The sequence below is a fragment of the Dehalobacterium formicoaceticum genome, assembly GCF_002224645.1.
In the GTDB taxonomy this organism is placed as follows: Bacteria; Bacillota; Dehalobacteriia; order Dehalobacteriales; family Dehalobacteriaceae; genus Dehalobacterium; species Dehalobacterium formicoaceticum.
In genome coordinates this window covers 169221-185535 of the sequence record NZ_CP022121.1, presented here as the reverse complement: position 1 = coordinate 185535, position 16315 = coordinate 169221, and the positions used below count along the sequence as shown (strand labels likewise).

The 16315-nt window shown below is 54.0% G+C and carries 19 protein-coding genes and 1 tRNA gene; all 20 read left to right on the top strand.

Going from position 1 to position 16315, the window contains the following annotated elements:
• Positions 1–15 precede the first annotated feature (15 nt).
• The 20 genes from rsfS (at position 16) to CEQ75_RS00840 (ending at position 16306) form a co-directional block, all read left to right on the top strand.
• Positions 16–369: a ribosome silencing factor gene (rsfS, locus tag CEQ75_RS00940; RefSeq protein WP_089612453.1), complete on the top strand. Its 354-nt coding sequence runs from the start codon at positions 16–18 to the stop codon at positions 367–369.
• Positions 370–371: 2 nt separating this feature from the next.
• Positions 372–1115 (top strand): class I SAM-dependent DNA methyltransferase, encoded by a 744-nt coding sequence (locus CEQ75_RS00935; protein WP_089608678.1) that lies wholly within the window; start codon positions 372–374, stop codon positions 1113–1115.
• A gap of 95 nt (positions 1116–1210) precedes the next feature.
• Positions 1211–1286: transfer RNA gene (locus tag CEQ75_RS00930), tRNA-Ala, on the top strand.
• Between the two features lie 622 nt (positions 1287–1908).
• On the top strand, positions 1909–2523 hold the full coding sequence (locus tag CEQ75_RS00915; protein WP_242965343.1) for a hypothetical protein: 615 nt from the start codon (positions 1909–1911) through the stop codon (positions 2521–2523).
• 45 nt (positions 2524–2568) lie between these two features.
• A complete protein-coding gene (locus CEQ75_RS00910) occupies positions 2569–3807 on the top strand; it encodes an antirestriction protein ArdA (RefSeq protein WP_089608675.1) in 1239 nt (412 codons plus the stop codon).
• Positions 3808–3884: 77 nt separating this feature from the next.
• A complete protein-coding gene (locus CEQ75_RS00905; protein WP_089608674.1) occupies positions 3885–4175 on the top strand; it encodes a hypothetical protein in 291 nt (96 codons plus the stop codon).
• A gap of 131 nt (positions 4176–4306) precedes the next feature.
• Positions 4307–4639 carry a hypothetical protein gene (locus CEQ75_RS00900; protein WP_089612452.1) on the top strand — a complete coding sequence of 111 codons (333 nt, stop codon included), beginning with the start codon at positions 4307–4309 and terminating at the stop codon, positions 4637–4639.
• Positions 4640–4647: 8 nt separating this feature from the next.
• Entirely contained in the window at positions 4648–5478 is an 831-nt protein-coding gene (locus CEQ75_RS00895) for a DNA adenine methylase (protein WP_089608673.1), read from the top strand.
• A gap of 66 nt (positions 5479–5544) precedes the next feature.
• Positions 5545–6084, top strand: a complete 540-nt coding sequence (locus CEQ75_RS00890; RefSeq protein WP_089608672.1) for a hypothetical protein — start codon at positions 5545–5547, stop codon at positions 6082–6084.
• A gap of 41 nt (positions 6085–6125) precedes the next feature.
• Positions 6126–6683: a YodL domain-containing protein gene (locus CEQ75_RS00885; protein WP_089608671.1), complete on the top strand. Its 558-nt coding sequence runs from the start codon at positions 6126–6128 to the stop codon at positions 6681–6683.
• Positions 6684–6736: 53 nt separating this feature from the next.
• Positions 6737–6967, top strand: a complete 231-nt coding sequence (locus CEQ75_RS00880; RefSeq protein ID WP_089608670.1) for a DUF6133 family protein — start codon at positions 6737–6739, stop codon at positions 6965–6967.
• 33 nt (positions 6968–7000) lie between these two features.
• Positions 7001–7357 carry a SpoVG family protein gene (locus CEQ75_RS00875; RefSeq protein WP_089608669.1) on the top strand — a complete coding sequence of 119 codons (357 nt, stop codon included), beginning with the start codon at positions 7001–7003 and terminating at the stop codon, positions 7355–7357.
• Between the two features lie 9 nt (positions 7358–7366).
• Positions 7367–11320, top strand: coding sequence for an S-layer homology domain-containing protein (locus CEQ75_RS00870; protein WP_089608668.1), 3954 nt, complete (start codon positions 7367–7369; stop codon positions 11318–11320).
• A gap of 51 nt (positions 11321–11371) precedes the next feature.
• A complete protein-coding gene (locus CEQ75_RS00865; protein WP_449314347.1) occupies positions 11372–11563 on the top strand; it encodes a DUF6133 family protein in 192 nt (63 codons plus the stop codon).
• Positions 11553–12005: a prepilin peptidase gene (locus CEQ75_RS00860; RefSeq protein WP_089608666.1), complete on the top strand. Its 453-nt coding sequence runs from the start codon at positions 11553–11555 to the stop codon at positions 12003–12005. The genes CEQ75_RS00865 and CEQ75_RS00860 overlap by 11 nt, the downstream gene beginning before the upstream one ends.
• Positions 12002–12136, top strand: a complete 135-nt coding sequence (locus CEQ75_RS19145; protein ID WP_276327716.1) for a hypothetical protein — start codon at positions 12002–12004, stop codon at positions 12134–12136. The genes CEQ75_RS00860 and CEQ75_RS19145 overlap by 4 nt, the downstream gene beginning before the upstream one ends.
• A 30-nt stretch (positions 12137–12166) precedes the next feature.
• Positions 12167–12991, top strand: coding sequence for a Flp pilus assembly protein CpaB (gene cpaB / locus CEQ75_RS00855; RefSeq protein ID WP_089608665.1), 825 nt, complete (start codon positions 12167–12169; stop codon positions 12989–12991).
• Complete coding sequence (locus tag CEQ75_RS00850) at positions 12991–13806, top strand: CpaE/TadZ family protein (protein WP_089608664.1); 816 nt, start codon at positions 12991–12993, stop codon at positions 13804–13806. The genes cpaB and CEQ75_RS00850 overlap by 1 nt, the downstream gene beginning before the upstream one ends.
• Positions 13803–15380 carry a type II/IV secretion system ATPase subunit gene (locus tag CEQ75_RS00845; RefSeq protein WP_089608663.1) on the top strand — a complete coding sequence of 526 codons (1578 nt, stop codon included), beginning with the start codon at positions 13803–13805 and terminating at the stop codon, positions 15378–15380. Before CEQ75_RS00850 ends, CEQ75_RS00845 begins: the two co-directional genes overlap by 4 nt.
• The gene (locus tag CEQ75_RS00840) at positions 15377–16306 is read left to right on the top strand and encodes a type II secretion system F family protein (RefSeq protein ID WP_089608662.1); all 930 of its coding nucleotides are present in this window, start codon (positions 15377–15379) and stop codon (positions 16304–16306) included. The genes CEQ75_RS00845 and CEQ75_RS00840 overlap by 4 nt, the downstream gene beginning before the upstream one ends.
• Positions 16307–16315: the final 9 nt, after the last annotated feature.

Here is a 16315-nt window from a genome sequence, read left to right as displayed (position 1 = left end):
AAAGGAGAAAAAAATTTGACTTCTTATGAATTATCAAGGATTGCGGCACAAGCTGCAGTAAAAAAGAAAGGCATGAATGTTGTTATTATGGATTTGCAGGAGATTTCTCTTATTGCCGACTATTTTGTAATTTGCTCCGGGAATAATATCAATCAGGTACAGGCCATTTGTGAATTTATCAATGAAGAGGTAAAATTGGCCGGAGGACAGCCGGCTCTACGTATAGAGGGGTTAAAGGAAGGCCGTTGGATTCTGATGGATTTTGGCGGTGTGGTCGTCCATGTCTTCCAGGAAGAAGAGCGCTTATACTATAATCTGGAACGTCTGTGGGGCGATGCAAAATTTACTTACCTTCGAGAGCAGGAATAGCCATGATCTATCAATCTATGGCAGCTGTATATGATCGTCTGATGGGACATGTTAATTATCAAGACTGGGTGCGGGGTTTGGAACATCAGTGGCAAAAGCTGAATATTGTCCCCCATCAGGTATTGGATGTGGGCTGCGGCACCGGCAACCTGCTGCTACCCTTGGTTCAAGGCGGGTATCAGGTTATTGGCATTGATAATTCCCCGGAGATGCTGTCTGTCTGTCAGGATCGGTTATTTGAAAAAAACCTTTCCTCTTTATTGCTGGAAATGGATATTGAAGAGATTCAGCTGCCGAAGCCGGTGGATAGTGCGATCTGCCTTTGTGATACTTTAAATTATCTCACGGATGAAAGCGCTTTGGAACGGGGTTTGAAAAATATTTATCATGTCCTTAAGCCTGGGGGGAGTTTTATTTTTGACTTGCGCACACCCCATTATTATGAAGATATTCTGGCTGACGCTGAGTGGATGCAGAAAGAGGAAGGCCTTTATCTGTTTTGGGAAAATGATTTTTCTCAAAATCCTTTGATGAATATGGAACTTACCTTTTTTATTGAAGAAAAAAATGGACTTTTCCGAAAATATGTGGAGGAACACCAGCAAAGATGCTATCCCATGGAAATGATGAAGGAACTAATGGAAAAGATGGGCTTTAAATTAGAAGCAGTGGTCTCGAATCTTTGGGACCGACCATTGAACCTTGAGCAGGATGAACGGATGTATTTTATTTGCCTTAAAGCATAGGTTTAGCATAGGTTTTTGGAGAGAAATTATTTTTGAGTATTGACAAGCATTAATCAATTTTATATAATGAGTTTTGTAACTTAGCAAAACATCCTGGGGATATGGCGAAGTTGGGATCGCGCCTGAATGGCATTCAGGAGGCCAGGGGTTCGAATCCCCTTATCTCCACCAAAAACAAAAGGCAAAAAAGATTTATTGCTTACAAAGCCAGTAAATCCAAGCCTTTCGAGGGCTTCCACGATGAAAAGTGGAAGCCCTTTTCTCGTAGATTTATTAGGGTAAAAGCTTCACTCAGACAGGACTCAAACCTACAAGTAAGAACATTCATGAGTGGCGCCCTTTTTCGCACAGAGAAAATGAAAAAGGGCGCCACTCAAAATACAATCAAAGGAATGAGCTGAAACCAAAAAGGGCGCTGATTTTTAAGGCTGATTGAAAGCCGATAAAGTTAGCGCCCTTTTTATATATACACCAAAATCACATTAAAAATGAAAGCATCGGAAAGCCGGAGAATTGGAGTGCGGAAACGCACTTTATTTTCCGGCTTTTTTTGTTTTCTGGAAAGGAGTAGCCATGTTGGTACGCTATAAAAGAAATAAACAAACCGCCTGCTACGATTCAAACAATCTCGTCACCGTAGGCAAAATACCATCGGCTGAACGGCCACGCGGCCCATTCCAAAGCTGCGGCAGCTGCCCGTACCCATCCCATGGATTTATCTGCTATAGCTCGGAGGGCGATTGTCTCAGAAGCGATATGCAGAAAATTGCAAAACGCAGGAAAAACGAGGTGAATGATGGAAACCGAATTAACAAAACGGATTAAGGCACTGACTCATCACTATCGCCCAAAGCTGCATACCGAAAAGCGAACCGTCCGGTGGGCGGATGAGGTATGGACGCCGTCAGGGATCGTAGACAGTATTCGGTTTGAGGACTATTACGAGAATGAGGAATATCTCTGCAGGCTTTTGGATGCGGAGCGGTTTTCCGAAAAGGAACCGTGCCTGACGGGGTATAGGCATGAACCCGGAAAATGCTTTCGGGACGGCAGCACAGAGCAAAATGCACAGAAATGCCATGGCTGCGTCCTGCGGTGCCATAACTGGCATATCGGCATGATGGTCACCTGTTTTGAAGTCAAAATCACCTATCAGGATTTCAAAAGCAGAAACGGCCATAACTTTCATGGAAACGAAAATTACTACTGCGTGCCGACAGCCCTTACCGCCAGAATCGCCGAGGAGATCCCCTGCCACATCGGCATTCTTGCATATTTTGAAGGGGAACGCCAATACGGGCTTCGGCAGTTCAAACCGGCCACATGGCAGGAGGTATCGGATCAAACCAAGGTACTGTTGCTGTACAACGCCATGAAAAAGTGGTGCGACGGAGCGGTTTTCGTGTAACCGACGGATGTGCATTGCAGTGATCAATCAAACGGAGGTATCAATATGAGCGTTAACGCCAGAGAAGAAAAAATTTTTTCAGTAGAACTCAGCCGGTGGAACCCTTCCGGTATAAATCCGTCGGCAGAAATCGCACTCCCCGCCACACCCTATGAGCTGGCGGATGCGTTGGAAAGAGCGGGAACCGCCGGGGACACCGTTTATTCTGCGGAGGTTTTAAGCTGCCAGCTGGACTATCTGCCGCAATTTATCCAGCCCGATATCAATCTTCATGAGCTGAACCACCTCGCCCAGCGGCTGTCTTCCTTGAGTGCATGGGAACTGGACTGCTTTGAGGGCATGGTGATGATGGATGCCGTTCAGACTCAGTACGCTCCCATTCCGGTGGATCGGCTCATCAATATGACACACAGCATGGCGCATTGCCAAGTTGCCTACGAAGCTCATGACGATGCTTCCCTCGGCAAATTTTACGCGGATAATGACTTTGTACCGGCGCTGGAAAATGTATCGGATGAAGTCTACGCATATTTGGACTTTGGTAAAATTGGCAGAGAGATGCGTGAGGGCGAGGGTGGCGTATTCACGCCTCATGGCTATGTGGTGCAGAACGGTGAGATTGCAGCGGACTACCACAGCGGCGATGCGGTTTCCCTTGAAAAGCCGGATTACACCGTGCTTCTCCGTGTAACCAAGGGATATTTTAACGGCCTTGCACAGGACAGTGAACCGTCTGTCTACCTGAAGCTCCCTGCCGGGGATGCGACGCTTTTGCAGGCGGTCGATGCTGTCGGAGCGGCTTCCCCGGAGGAATGTGCATTTTCGGCGGAGGACTGCATGGCGCCAAGCCTCACCGAAAAAATAAATGACGCCCTGTATGCCTCGGAGGGCGACTGCTATGGTCTGGTCAATGAGCTGGCGGAACAGCTCCGGCGCATGGCAGATAAGCGCAGTATTCCAACCTACAAGGCGATGCTGGAAGCCGTGCCGGGGGAATTTTCCTTGGAGGATGCACTGGAGCTTTCACAGCAGATAAAGAATTTTTCAGTCATCCGTGAGGCGACTACCCCTGCGGATTACGCCAAATTTATGCTGACTAAATACTGCATTGAATGTGAAAGCGAGTTGTTTTCCTGTGCGAATCTCCATAGATACGGCGAAAAGCTGATGGAGGAAAAAGGTGTCACTCTTACCGAATACGGCGTCCTATGGTCACTGACCGGGCAAACGGTAGAGCAATGCCTGAACCATCCCAACCAGAGTTTCGGCATGGAAATGAAATAGCAAATCTTTGTTGGGTTTTGGTATAGCTATTCTCATGAAGCTGTGGCATTGTGTTGCGCTGAAGGGAGGCGAAGAAGATGGACGAGAAGCTCATGGACTTGCTGGATATGGCTCTGGCGGAACGGTTTCAGCTTGCGTATGCTGCCCTGCGTGAATCAGACCCTCAGTCGGAGAAACTGGCGCAGGAATTAATGTCACTCAGTGACAGCATCCGGAACAACTTTGAAATCAGTCAAGGTATAAAAGACAGAATTGAGTATTATCTGAGTCAAAATTCGGATTTGGAGGTAACGTTTCAGAAGCATCTGTACATTCAGGGCGCCAAGGACTGCGTAGCAGTGTTAAGAGAGCTTGGCGTAATCCAGTAGCGCAAGCAGAGATGCCTGTGCTTTTTTAGACCCAACATCAACACAGGGCCGTTTCCCCAACAGGAGGCGGCCCTGTTTTTTTGCGCCCTTTTTGCCTTTCTTTCCGGGGAAACGGCCGGAAAGGAGGACCCATGCAGAAAGAACAGCTTGCAGAGCATCTGCGCCGGTATCACCACGGCGCAGAAAACGCCGTCATAAGCAAAGAGCTGGAACGCAGCTTCGGCGTTTCAGGCAAGGAGCTGCGGGATCAGGTCAATGCCCTGCGCCGGGAGGGAGTTCCCATTGCCAGCGACCAGAACGGGTACTTTTATGCGAAAACCGAAGCCGAGGTGCGCATGACCATCCGGCATATGAGAAACCGCATCAGCGGAATCAGCGCCGCCATTACCGGCCTGCGCCGCTCCCTTGCGGCCTTTGACGATACCCAACTGCGCCTGCCGCTGGAGGGAGGTGATGACTTCTGAACAGCTTCATGTCCTGGATCGGCGGGAAGAAATCCCTGCGGGAGCTGATCGTCACCCTGTTTCCCCTCTATTATGAGCGGTACATTGAGGTGTTCGGCGGAGGTGGCTGGGTGCTGTTTCACAAGCTGCCCGGCAACGATTTTGAGGTCTACAACGATTTCAACGGCCTGCTGGTGAACCTCTACCGCTGTGTGCGGGAGAAGCCGCAGGAGCTGATGGCGGCACTTGCCTACTGCCTTAATTCCCGCGCGGATTTTGAGCTTGTGAAAAACGCCCTTGCCCGTGACAGCCCCGCATCAGACGTGCAAAGGGCGGCGTGGTTTTACCAGCTCATCCGCTACAGCTACGCTTCGGGGCTGACCAGCTACGGCAGCCAGCCCCACGACATCCGCAGCAACTTTCCCCTCATTGAGCAGGCTCACCGGCGGCTTGCCAAGGTGGTCATCGAAAACAAGGATTTCGAGAAGCTCATCGGGCAGTATGACCGCCCCGTCAGCTTTTTCTACTGTGACCCTCCGTATTTTGAAACCGAAAGCTATTACAAAAACGTGGGCGAGGACGGCTTCACGGAAAAAGACCATATCCGTCTGCGGGATGCACTGCTGGGGATTGAGGGGAAATTCCTGCTGTCCTACAACGACTGTGAATTTATCCGCAGCCTCTATGAAGCACCGGGCATCCAGACGGAAGCCTTTACCCGCATTAACAATATCAAGCAGCGGTACGACAACGGAGCGCAGTTCCCCGAAATCCTCATTGCCAACTATGATCTGCATGAGCGCGAGAAAAACGCTCCGTCACAGCTGAATCTGTTTGGAGAAGGAGGCTTCATGGAATAGGCAAAACGCCCTTAGCACAGCATTGCATAAATCTCAAACCCAATCTTTTATAGGAGGAACTCATTCATGAAAAAGAATCAAATGCCCCAAATCGGTCTCCCTGCCGACGCCTGTGAGCAATCCGGCTTTACCGACAAGGATACGCTGGAGCTTCATGCCGGACAGAACGCCCTTGTGTTTCTGAAGGACAAAATGACGGCCTTGGAGGTGGCGAACGCCATCCATAGTCTCAGCGCCCTCGCCTCGGATTTGACCGTCGTTCTCGCCTCCGCCTGCGGCCTTTGCAGCAACTGCGGCGATGAATGCGGGGAGGGCTGCCCCGCCGAATGGGTGGCAGGGTGCTCTCTCTGCCATGATCTGCTGGATGAAAGCCAAAGCATCCGCATCCCCGGCTATCTACTGGAGGAATCGGGCATCCCCGCGGACGCCAAGCTGGAAGCCTATACGGACGAGGACAGCGGCGAAATCACGGTGGTAGAGGCGGATGTCCAGCAGGACATTACCGATGTGCCGGCAGGTATTCTTACGGTGCTGGCCCAAAGCGGCGTGTGCCTCGCGGAGCTGGATGAGCTGATTATGCTGGAGGAAATCGTCTACGGCAAATAATCGGTCTTGGATTCCCAACACACGATCCGGGAGGTGAGCATATGCCGGGAATCACCCTGAAAAACGGCCTCATTTCCTACTACGGAAACCCGGCCGGATATACAGAAAAAGAAAAGGCGGTGGTGGACAGCATCTTCCGAAACGACGAGCTGACCACATGGCTCAAAAGCCGCAGCCTGACCCCGCAGTGGACGGACGGCGTGATGGAGCGCCTTGCCGCGGGGGAACGGATGGGCGGCATGGCTGAAGCCGCCGCTCCGCTCAAAAATGTCCGCATCTGGCAATTGAAGCCGGATACGGACGTGTATATGAAGTTTATCTCCTATGAGGAAACGGTGCGGCAGTTCGGGGAGCCGTCCCCGGAGCATTACCGCGTTGCCTATGACGGCCAGCTGGATACCAACGATCTCGAAGCCATCTACACAAGATGCAATGTGAATCATCCGCCCGGTTATGACGGACACTCCCTGTCCATGTCCGATGTGGTGGAGCTGTATGACGCAGAGGGCAGCGAATTTCACTACTGCGACCGCTTTGGATTTCAGAAAATCAGCTTCGGGGAACCGGAGCAAACCCAAACCATGGGTATGCGTATGTAGGCAGCCGTCGGCTGTCTTTTTTCATGCCCTCATCATTAGAACGGAGGAAAAAAATGAAGAACCTATTTTGCAAGCTTAAGAAAAAAATCGGCACGGCAGCTGCCAAAAGTCGCTCCATCCTCACGGGGAACGCCGGGGAGGGCTACATTGACACCGCGATCAAAATTCTGATTGCCGTTGTTTTGGGCGCTTTGCTCCTTGCGGGGCTGTATGCCCTGTTCGGGGAAACGGTGCTGCCAACCCTTGTGCAGCGCATTAAAGAGATGTTCAATTACGCCGGTTAAAGATGCCGGACATTTTGAGAAGGAGGAAAGATCATGCCTAACAATACGACACCATCCGCCCCCAAGTACGATGTGAAAATCCACTCCATCCGTCCGGAGGGCAACTGCAAGGCCACCGCCTCGGTCAATGTCTACGGCGATTTCGCCGTGCGGGGCATCAAAATCATGGAGGGCTCCAAGGGGCTGTTTATCTCCATGCCAAGCTACAGAGCCGGAAACGGCGAGTACAAGGATATCTGCTTTCCCTGCACCAAAGAGGCCAAAGCGGAATTCGACAAGGCTGTCCTCGGCGCTTACCAGCAGGCGCTGACTCAGGGACAGACCGCCGCGCAGAAACAGGAATCCCCCGCCCAGCAGGAGCAAGGCCAGCCTGTCATGGGCGGAATATAGGAGGTGCCTATGAAGAAGAAAATGAAAAAGCCGCTGGGTCTCGTCCTCGCCGTTTGCCTTGTGCTTTCCCTGCTGGCAGGCAGCGCTTATGCGGTAAACCGGTATTTTGAGGATGCCAAGGGGCATTGGGCGGAGGAAGCCATTCAGATTCTCACGGAAAAAGGCGTCATCAGCGGTTATCCAGACGGGCTGGCGCACCCGGATGACATCATCACCAGAGGGGAATTTGCCGCGCTGGTTTCCAGAACCATGGAGCTGCCGGAACCGGAGGAAAGCGAGGTTACCATTCGCTTCACCGACATTGCCGGACACTGGTCGGAGCAGGATATTGAAGCGCTCATCATCGCTGGAATCATCCAAAAGGACGATTTCGGCATAGAATTTCAACCGGATCAGCCCATTTCCCGTATGGAAATGATCCGTATGCTGGTGCGGGCCATCGGTAAGGGGGAACATGACGCCTCCTGCCCCTGCGTCACCGGCTTTTCCGATGACGGCACACTCTCCGAGGCGGATAAATCCAGTATCTGCACCGGCAAGGAATACGGCATTGTAGACGGCTACCCGGACGGTACGGTCAAACCGGACGGCGAGGCCACCCGCGCCGAAGCCTTTGAAATGCTGGTGGATACAGAAAAGGCCAAAGAGCAGATCAAGAAGGAAGAACCGCCCAAGCCGACGACTCCTGCCAAGCCGGAGGATAAGCCCTCTGGCGGAGGCAGCTCCAGCGGCGGTTCCGGTGGCGGCAGCTCTTATGTTCCCGCCCCGCAGTTCAGCTTCACCTTGCCGAAAACTGCCTATACCGCCGATGAAATTGAGATCAAGCCGGAAAGCCGTTCTGTGAGCGGTGTGACATGGTCCGCCCTGAAAAACGGCCTGCCCGTGGAGCTTTCCGGGCTGACAGACGGTACCCTTGATAAAAACGGCGGCAAAGTGAAATTCACACAGACCGGCAGTATTACCCTGATTGCCACGGCAAAAAACAGCCGGGGCGTCACGGTGACCCATGAGCAGACCATCAGCATCTACCCAGTGGTGACGGCGGCGTTCACGCTGCCGGAAACCACCCATACCGACAAATCCGTAGCGGTGGAGCTGACGACCGAAAATCTCGGTTCCAATGCGGTGGTGTGGTCCCTTGAAAAGGACGGCACGGCTGTGGATATGGAAACGGCCCTCTCCGGAGAGCTGACCGCTACCGGCGGCACGGTGCTGTTCAAGGAAAAGGGCAGTTATACGCTGACAGCCTCTATTACAGATGAGCTGGGTAAGGTTATCACCGCACAGGATAACATCACCGTCTACCCGGTGGCGGAGGTCAAGCTCACCCTCCCGGCCGTTTCTCATACGGACAAAACCATCACTCTACAGACAGAAACAAAAGAAGCGGACGGCCTTACAGTAATCTACACCCTGACCCGCAACGGCGAGCCTGCCGAAACCGACGCCTTTATTGAGGGGACGCTCTCTGACGGCAGCATCCGTTTTAAGGAAAAAGGCGTGTATGCCCTGACTGCCTCTGTCACCGACGCCACCGGCCGAGTGTTTACCGGTACCGCCAATATTACCGTCTACCCGGTAGGCTCCGCGGGCTTTTATCTGCCGGAAATCTTCCACACCGACAACACCGTGATGGTAGAGGCAGTGTTCGGGGAAATCGGCAGCCATACGGCAAAATGGACGCTGCTCCGTGATGGCAAGGAAGTATCCCTCACCGATGCAGCCGAGGGTACGCTGGGCAACAGCGGCGGTGAGCTGAAGGTCCGCACCAAGGGCAGCTATGTTCTGAAAGCGGAATTCACCGACGACGGCGGCAGAACCTACCGCTATGAGCAGGGCTTCAAGGTGTATCCCGTGCCTGCCGTCCGCTACAGTCTGCCTGAATATGTCCACACCGATACGGATATTACGGTCAAAACCGAAACAGCCGATCTGGACGGTCTGACAATCGAATGGCTGGTGGACAACACCTACGGGTTTCAGGACTGGCCGACCTATGTGGACGGAACACTTACAAACGACGGCGGCACAATTCGTTTCAAACGAGCCGGTGTCTATGAGCTGACAGCCAGAGTTACCGATGAAACCGGCCGTGTATTTCTGTACGAAAGTAAGGAAAAGTGCGAGGTTATGCCGGTGCTGACCCTCGGCTTTGAACTCCCCGAATTTGCCTACACCGACACCGCCCTCAACCTTAGAACCCACGGCAACAATCAGGTTCTGCCGGTGGAGTGGTCTGTGACAAAGGACGGCAAGAGCCTTCCGCTCTCCGAGGCGTTCAGTGGCGGGCTCAACGCACAGGGCGGCAAAATCACCTTCAAGGATAATGGCGAGTATGTTCTCACCGCCACCATGACCGATTATTTGAAGCGCAGCTATTCCCACAGCGAGAGCATTCGCATCCTGCCGGTGGTGCAGTACGCATTTACCATGCCACAGACTGTTCACTACGGCACGGAGTTTGAGGTTGCCGCAAAGGATGTGCAGCACCTCGGCAGCTATGCCGTAGCTTGGGCACTGCAAAAGGACGGCAATCCCGCACAGTATCAGGGAACCCTCGGCAATGACGGCGGGAAAATCGCCATCCGTGATACCGGCACATTTACCCTGACTGCCTCCGTGACCGACAGCGAAGGACGAGTCACCATCTATTCGGAACACATCACGGTCACCAACATCGCGCCGAATGCCCCCGTGGTAGAGGCCGTTCCCACCCGCACCGCCAAGGACGGCAAGTTTCTTGTGAACATTACCGCCAGTGCCACAGACCCCGATGGGGATGCGGTAACCTTGGAGTATGCGGATACTGCGGCGGACAGCTATTATGCGCCGGGAACCCACACCATCCGTGTCCGGGCAAAGGATATCGCCGGGGCGTATTCCTCATGGACAGAAAAGACCTTTACCGTGACCAATGCCGTGCCCACCGTAACCCTGACCGCCGAGCCGACCCGCACGGTGAAGGACGGCAAATTTCTTGTCAATATCAGTGCGACAGCTACCGATGCGGATGGCGACGCCACCACGCTGGAGTGGGATAACAAGGCAGCGGACAGCTACTATGCGCCGGGAACCCACACCATCCATGTCCGCGCAAAGGATATCGCCGGAGCATATTCCCCATGGACAGAAAAGACCTTTACCATCACCAGCTCTGCGCCTACTGTTACCTTGACTGCATCCCCCACCCGCACAGCGAATAACGGCAAATTCCTTGTCAATATAAGCGCCACAGCCGCTGATGCGGACGGCGACGCCACCACGCTGGAATGGGATAACAAAGCGGCGGACGGTTACTATGCGCCCGGCACGCATACCGTAAAGGTTCGCGCCAAGGATGCAACGGGACTGTACTCGCAGTGGGTATCCAAGACCTTTACCGTGGCAAATTCCGCGCCGACAGCGCCGGTGATTACCCGAACCCCGAACGGCAACAGCGTAGCGCCGGGAACGCCGGTCACCATCACGGCCGCCAGCTCCGACCCGGACGGCGATTCCGTCACCCTGATTTGGGAGGGCAGAAGTTCCGAAACACAGACCTATCCCCGTGGAAAGAATGTGGTCCGTGTCAAAGCCGTGGATTCCGCAGGGGCTGAATCCCCCTGGGCCGCCATCGTGTTCTTTGTGGCGGACTCCAACGGCGGCGGTGGCATGACGCTCACCGGCCCCGATTCCGTGATCATGGAAAACGGCATCGAGGGCGCCACCATCACGGAATATACCTTTACGGTACCGCCTGTCAGCGGGCACAGCGGCTCGGATTTCGGCAGAGTGCGCGGCTACAACAGGCTGACCGGGCAGTGGGATCAGCTGGACTACGGCACCACCTCCAACGGCATCACCTTTACCCGCACCCTCGGTGCTGGCGTGTATACGCAGCTGGAGTTCTATTATTACACCAATCACTCGTGCATGTACAACAAATCCAACATCACCTACTCGGTGACGTACCATTTTGAATAAGGGGGAACATCCATGAAGCATCTCATTTGTAAGCTGAAATGCAAGGCGGTCATGACCGCCGCCAGAACCCGCCGCATCCTTTCCGGTAGCCGCGGGGACGGCTACATTGACACCGCCATCAAAATCCTGATTGCCGTGGTCTTGGGCGCTCTGCTCCTTGCGGGGCTGTATGCTCTGTTCGGGGAAACGGTGCTGCCTACCCTTGTGCAGCGCATTAAGGAAATGTTCAACTATGCAGGCTGATAGCACCTTTCAGGCGGTGCTTTTTTTCTGTCTGCTGCTGGCGGCTTCTGTATGGGATCTCCGCAAGCGGATTATCCCGGACAGCATCTGCCTCCTGATTGCACTGACGGGGCTGATGGATTTCAGCCCCGTCAGGTTTTGGGGTATCTTTGCGGCACTGCCTATGTTTCTTGTTGCTTTATATAAGCCGGAGGGCATCGGCGGCGGGGATATCAAGCTCACCGCCGCCGCAGGCATGGTGCTGGGCTTTGTGGGATGCACGGCCGGGCTGCTGCTCGGCCTGACGGCATCCCTCTTTTTTTATCTCATCAACCAACTGATCAGACGGCTCCGCAAGCTGGAGCCGCGGAAGGCGTCACAGGCATCTCTGCCTATGGCGCCGTTTTTGTCCCTCGGCTTTCTTGCCATAACCATTCTAAGAATTGGAGGAAACATCCTATGAAAAAAATCCATATCAGCAGAAAAAAGACCCTCATTGTTGCCGGTATTGCCGCCGTTGCGCTGGCAGCCGCCACCCTGATCCCCAAGGCTGTGAAAGCAGTGAAACACCGCAGATACAGCTCCAGCTTCTAAAATCACCATGAAATCAAGGAGGAAAAATCTATGAGCCTTTTCAAAAACCGCACGGTGGTCGGCGTGATCTGCATCCTTTTGTCCCTGCTCATCTGCTTCGGCGTGACGCCGCTGTTTAACCAGTCCGTTAGTCAGAAAACCGAAATTGTCCGTGTCGTAAAGGAAATCAAGGCAGGCGAGGAAGTCACCAGAGAGATGGTGCAGACCGTGGAGGTGGGCGGCTTTGGTCTGCCCGACAATGTTCTTCGCCAGAGTGAAACTGTCGTGGGCAAATATGCCACCGCCGATCTTTCCGTCGGGGACTATATCTTAAACACCAAGCTGTCTGATACTCCCGCTGCAGAAAATACCTATCTTTACAGTCTGGACGGTACCAAGCAGGCCATGTCGGTGACCATCAAGAGCTTTGCAAACGGACTGTCCGGCAAGCTCCAGAGCGGCGATATCGTGTCGGTGATTGCCCCGGATTACAAAAAGCAGGGCTCCACCGTGATCCCCGCCGAGCTGAAATATGTGGAGGTTATCGCCGTCACCGCAGGCAGCGGCTATGACGCCAACACCGGAGCGCAGACGGAAACAGAAACCGGGGACGAAAAGGAGCTGCCCTCCACGGTGACCCTGCTGGTGTCCCCGGAGCAGAGCAAGACGCTGGCGGAGCTGGAGTCTGACGGCAAACTCCACCTGTCCCTCGTTTACCGCGGCACGCCTGCCAACACCGCCAAATTTATCGAGGCACAGGACAAGGTCGTTGCGGCGCTGTATCCCGTGGAGCCGGTGCAGGACAGCACTTCCGAATCTCAGGAACCGGAGGAAAGCACTGCATCCGAAGCAACTGCGGAAAGCGGGGTGGAATGATGCTGAATTTCAAGAAAAAGGGCATCTTCACCCGCCAAGCCCCAAAGGAGGATGCCTCGCCGCAGCAGGAGCCGCAGGACGGCATCCTTGCGGTTTGGGGTTCCCCCGGCAGCGGCAAGACCGTCACTGCCGTAAAGATTGCAAAGCATCTTGCTGACCAGAAGAAAAACGTGGTGCTGCTGCTCTGCGATATGACCGCGCCCATGCTGCCCTGCATCTGCCCGCCCTCGGAGCTGGAGGGTGAGCATTCGCTGGGCAGTATTCTAGCCGCCGCCCATGTGACGGAGCCGCTCATCAAGCACAATCTGGTGACGCTGAAAAAGCACAAACACCTCACCATCCTCGGCATGAAAAAGGGTGAGAACGAGTACACCTACCCGCCTTATGAGCAGACTCAGGCACAAGAACTTCTGGATAATCTGCGAAAAATCGCCCCTTTCGTGGTGGCGGACTGCGGCAGCTATATCGCCAATGACATTCTCTCCGCCGTGGCGCTCATGGAGGCCGACAGTGTTCTGCGCCTTGCGAACGCCGATCTGAAATCCGTGAGCTATCTCTCCAGCCAGCTCCCATTGCTCCGGGATTCCAAGTGGGATGCGGAGAAGCAGTACAAGGTTGCCGGGAACGTAAAACCCCGGCAGGCCGGGGAGCAGATCGGACAGGCGCTGGGCTCCGTAGCCTTTACCCTGACCCACTCGCCGGAGCTGGAGGAACAGTACCTTGCCGGGAATCTACTGGCGGATTTGTCCCTGAAGGACAGCCGCCCGTTTAAAAAAGAAATCGAAAAAATCGCAAAGGAGGTGTTCGGCATATGAAGTTGGGCAAAAAACGAAGCGCACCGGCATTTCAGAATAAGGCGGCACGCACAGAAAAAAACGGCAGTCATCCGTTATCCACAGAACCAGAGCTGATCACCGAAGTCGGGAATACCTCCGAACCCACGGCTGAGAGGTTTGCAAACTTGCAGTTCGGTTCCGATGTGGATGTTTTGAATCCGCCGGATGAGCAGGAAGCCGCGCCGTTGTGTGACAACCGCACGCTGCGTGCGCATGGTCTGTTCTTTACCCCGGAAACGGAGGGAAAGGATTTCTCCTCGGTGCTTGCCGAGGTGCAGGCGTACATTTCCGAGCATTACAGCACCCTCCTTACCGCAGGCGGCGAGGACGCCAAGGTGCAGATGAAGCGGTATATCCAGAAATTCCTGCAGGATCACCGGGTGTCAGTCAACGGCATGAGCGGCGGCAGGCTGGCGGACGCCCTCTACACCGAAATGGCAGAGTTTGGGTTTCTGACCAAATACATCTTCGGCACAGGAATTGAGGAAATCGACATCAATTCGTGGCGGGATATTGAGGTGCAGTATTCGGATGGCCGCACCGTCAAGCTGGAGGAACGCTTTGAAAGCCCCCAGCATGCTGTCAATGTGATTCGCAGGATGCTGCACATCAGCGGCATGGTGCTGGATAACGCCAGTCCCATCGTGCTGGGGCATCTCAGCAAAAACATCCGAATTGCCGTCCTCAAAAGCCCCATTGTGGACGAGGATGTGGGCGTGGCGGCTTCCATTCGTATCGTCAACCCTCAGAGTATGAAAAAAGAGGATTTTGTCCGAAGCGGTACGGCGACAGACCCAATGCTGGACTTTTTATCCCTTTGCATCCGCTACGGGATTTCGGTCTGCGTAGCGGGAGCCACCAGCTCCGGCAAAACCACCGTGGCAGGCTGGGTACTGACCACCGTACCGGATAACAAGCGCATCTATACCATCGAGAACGGCTCCCGTGAATTGGCTCTGGTGCGGGAAAAGGATGGGAAAGTGGTCAATTCGGTCATCCACACCTTGACCCGTGACAGCGATAACGACCGCCAGCGCATCGACCAGACCAACCTTTTAGATTATGCCCTCCGTTTTAACCCGGACATCATTGTGGTGGGCGAGATGCGCGGTGCAGAAGCAAATGCCGCGCAGGAGGCCGCCCGAACCGGCGTGGCGGTGCTGACCACCATCCACTCCAATTCCTGCGAGGCCACCTATCGCCGCATGGTGTCTCTGTGTAAGCGCGCCGTGGATATGTCCGATGCGACCCTCATGGACTATGTCACCGAAGCCTATCCCATTGTGGTGTTCTGCAAGCAGCTGGAAAACAAGCAGCGCCGCATGATGGAGATTCAGGAGTGCGAAATCCTGCCCGACGGCACAAGGCGTTTCCGTCCGCTGTTTCAGTATGTCATTACCGAAAACCGCATGGAGGACGGAAAATTCATTATTGAGGGGCACCATGCGCAGGTCAACACCCTCTCGGACAGCCTTGCCAAGCGGCTGCTGGAAAACGGCATGCCGCAGGCGGTCATTGAGAGTTTGCGGAGAAAGGAGGCGCAAACCGCATGACGACGGTACTTTTAATCGCCTGCATCGGCATGATCGCAGGCTCTTTCATTTTGCTTGGGCTGACCCCTATGGCATTTACAACCGCCATTTTCGGCAGGCTGACCGATCAGCCCAAAGCCCTCCGGGATGAAATCAATGAAACCACCCACAGGAAAAAGAAGTCCTATCTGCGCCGGGAAATTGCCGAGGTGCAGTCTATCCTCAAGGTCACCGGCCGGTCGGCGCGCTTTCCCATGCTCTGCGCATTGTCCCTGCTGTTCTTTGCCGTGGGTGCGTCGGTAGCTGTCATGCTCTCAAACTTTTTTTTGGTTCCTGTCATGGCGGCAGGCTGTATGCTCCTGCCGTTCTGGTGGGTGAAGCTCACGGCCAGCCACTTCAAAAAGGACATTGCGGCGGAGCTGGAAACGGCGCTTTCCATTATCACCACGGCCTATCTTCGAAACGAGGATATTCTGACGGCGGTGGAGGAAAACCTCCCGTACCTGAACCCGCCGGTGCTGTCGGTATTTCAGAGCTTTGTGTCCCGCGTCCGGCTGGTGGACCCCGATGTGACGGCGGCACTCCATGATGTGAAAACGAGAATTGACAACGCAGTGTTCCATGAGTGGTGCGATGCTCTCATTGCCTGCCAGCATGACCGCAGCCTGAAAACCACTTTGACGCCCATCGTCAGTAAGCTCAGTGATATGCGGGTGGTCAACGGTGAGCTGGAAAACATGGTGTTTGAGCCGAGAAAGGAATTCATCGTTATGGTGATTCTCGTCATCGGGAATATCCCGCTCTTGTATTTCTTGAATCAGGACTGGTATCACACCCTGATGCACACCCCGCTGGGACAGGTGGTGCTGACCATCTGCGCCGCCGTGATTTTCATTTCCACGGCGTTTGTGATCAAGCTCACCCAGCCCATTGAATATCGAAGATAAGGAGGAGCC

Coding starts and splice junctions, on each gene's coding strand:
- CEQ75_RS00850 (WP_089608664.1), top strand. CDS start 12,991: ATGCTGAATTTCAAGAAAAAGGGCATCTTCACCCGCCAAGCCCCAAAG.
- CEQ75_RS00915 (WP_242965343.1), top strand. CDS start 1,909: ATGATGGAAACCGAATTAACAAAACGGATTAAGGCACTGACTCATCAC.
- CEQ75_RS00865 (WP_449314347.1), top strand. CDS start 11,372: ATGACCGCCGCCAGAACCCGCCGCATCCTTTCCGGTAGCCGCGGGGAC.
- CEQ75_RS00900 (WP_089612452.1), top strand. CDS start 4,307: ATGCAGAAAGAACAGCTTGCAGAGCATCTGCGCCGGTATCACCACGGC.
- CEQ75_RS00895 (WP_089608673.1), top strand. CDS start 4,648: ATGTCCTGGATCGGCGGGAAGAAATCCCTGCGGGAGCTGATCGTCACC.
- CEQ75_RS00880 (WP_089608670.1), top strand. CDS start 6,737: ATGAAGAACCTATTTTGCAAGCTTAAGAAAAAAATCGGCACGGCAGCT.
- CEQ75_RS00890 (WP_089608672.1), top strand. CDS start 5,545: ATGAAAAAGAATCAAATGCCCCAAATCGGTCTCCCTGCCGACGCCTGT.
- CEQ75_RS00885 (WP_089608671.1), top strand. CDS start 6,126: ATGCCGGGAATCACCCTGAAAAACGGCCTCATTTCCTACTACGGAAAC.
- CEQ75_RS00870 (WP_089608668.1), top strand. CDS start 7,367: ATGAAGAAGAAAATGAAAAAGCCGCTGGGTCTCGTCCTCGCCGTTTGC.
- CEQ75_RS00910 (WP_089608675.1), top strand. CDS start 2,569: ATGAGCGTTAACGCCAGAGAAGAAAAAATTTTTTCAGTAGAACTCAGC.
- CEQ75_RS19145 (WP_276327716.1), top strand. CDS start 12,002: ATGAAAAAAATCCATATCAGCAGAAAAAAGACCCTCATTGTTGCCGGT.
- cpaB (WP_089608665.1), top strand. CDS start 12,167: ATGAGCCTTTTCAAAAACCGCACGGTGGTCGGCGTGATCTGCATCCTT.
- CEQ75_RS00875 (WP_089608669.1), top strand. CDS start 7,001: ATGCCTAACAATACGACACCATCCGCCCCCAAGTACGATGTGAAAATC.
- CEQ75_RS00845 (WP_089608663.1), top strand. CDS start 13,803: ATGAAGTTGGGCAAAAAACGAAGCGCACCGGCATTTCAGAATAAGGCG.
- CEQ75_RS00840 (WP_089608662.1), top strand. CDS start 15,377: ATGACGACGGTACTTTTAATCGCCTGCATCGGCATGATCGCAGGCTCT.
- CEQ75_RS00860 (WP_089608666.1), top strand. CDS start 11,553: ATGCAGGCTGATAGCACCTTTCAGGCGGTGCTTTTTTTCTGTCTGCTG.
- CEQ75_RS00935 (WP_089608678.1), top strand. CDS start 372: ATGATCTATCAATCTATGGCAGCTGTATATGATCGTCTGATGGGACAT.
- CEQ75_RS00905 (WP_089608674.1), top strand. CDS start 3,885: ATGGACGAGAAGCTCATGGACTTGCTGGATATGGCTCTGGCGGAACGG.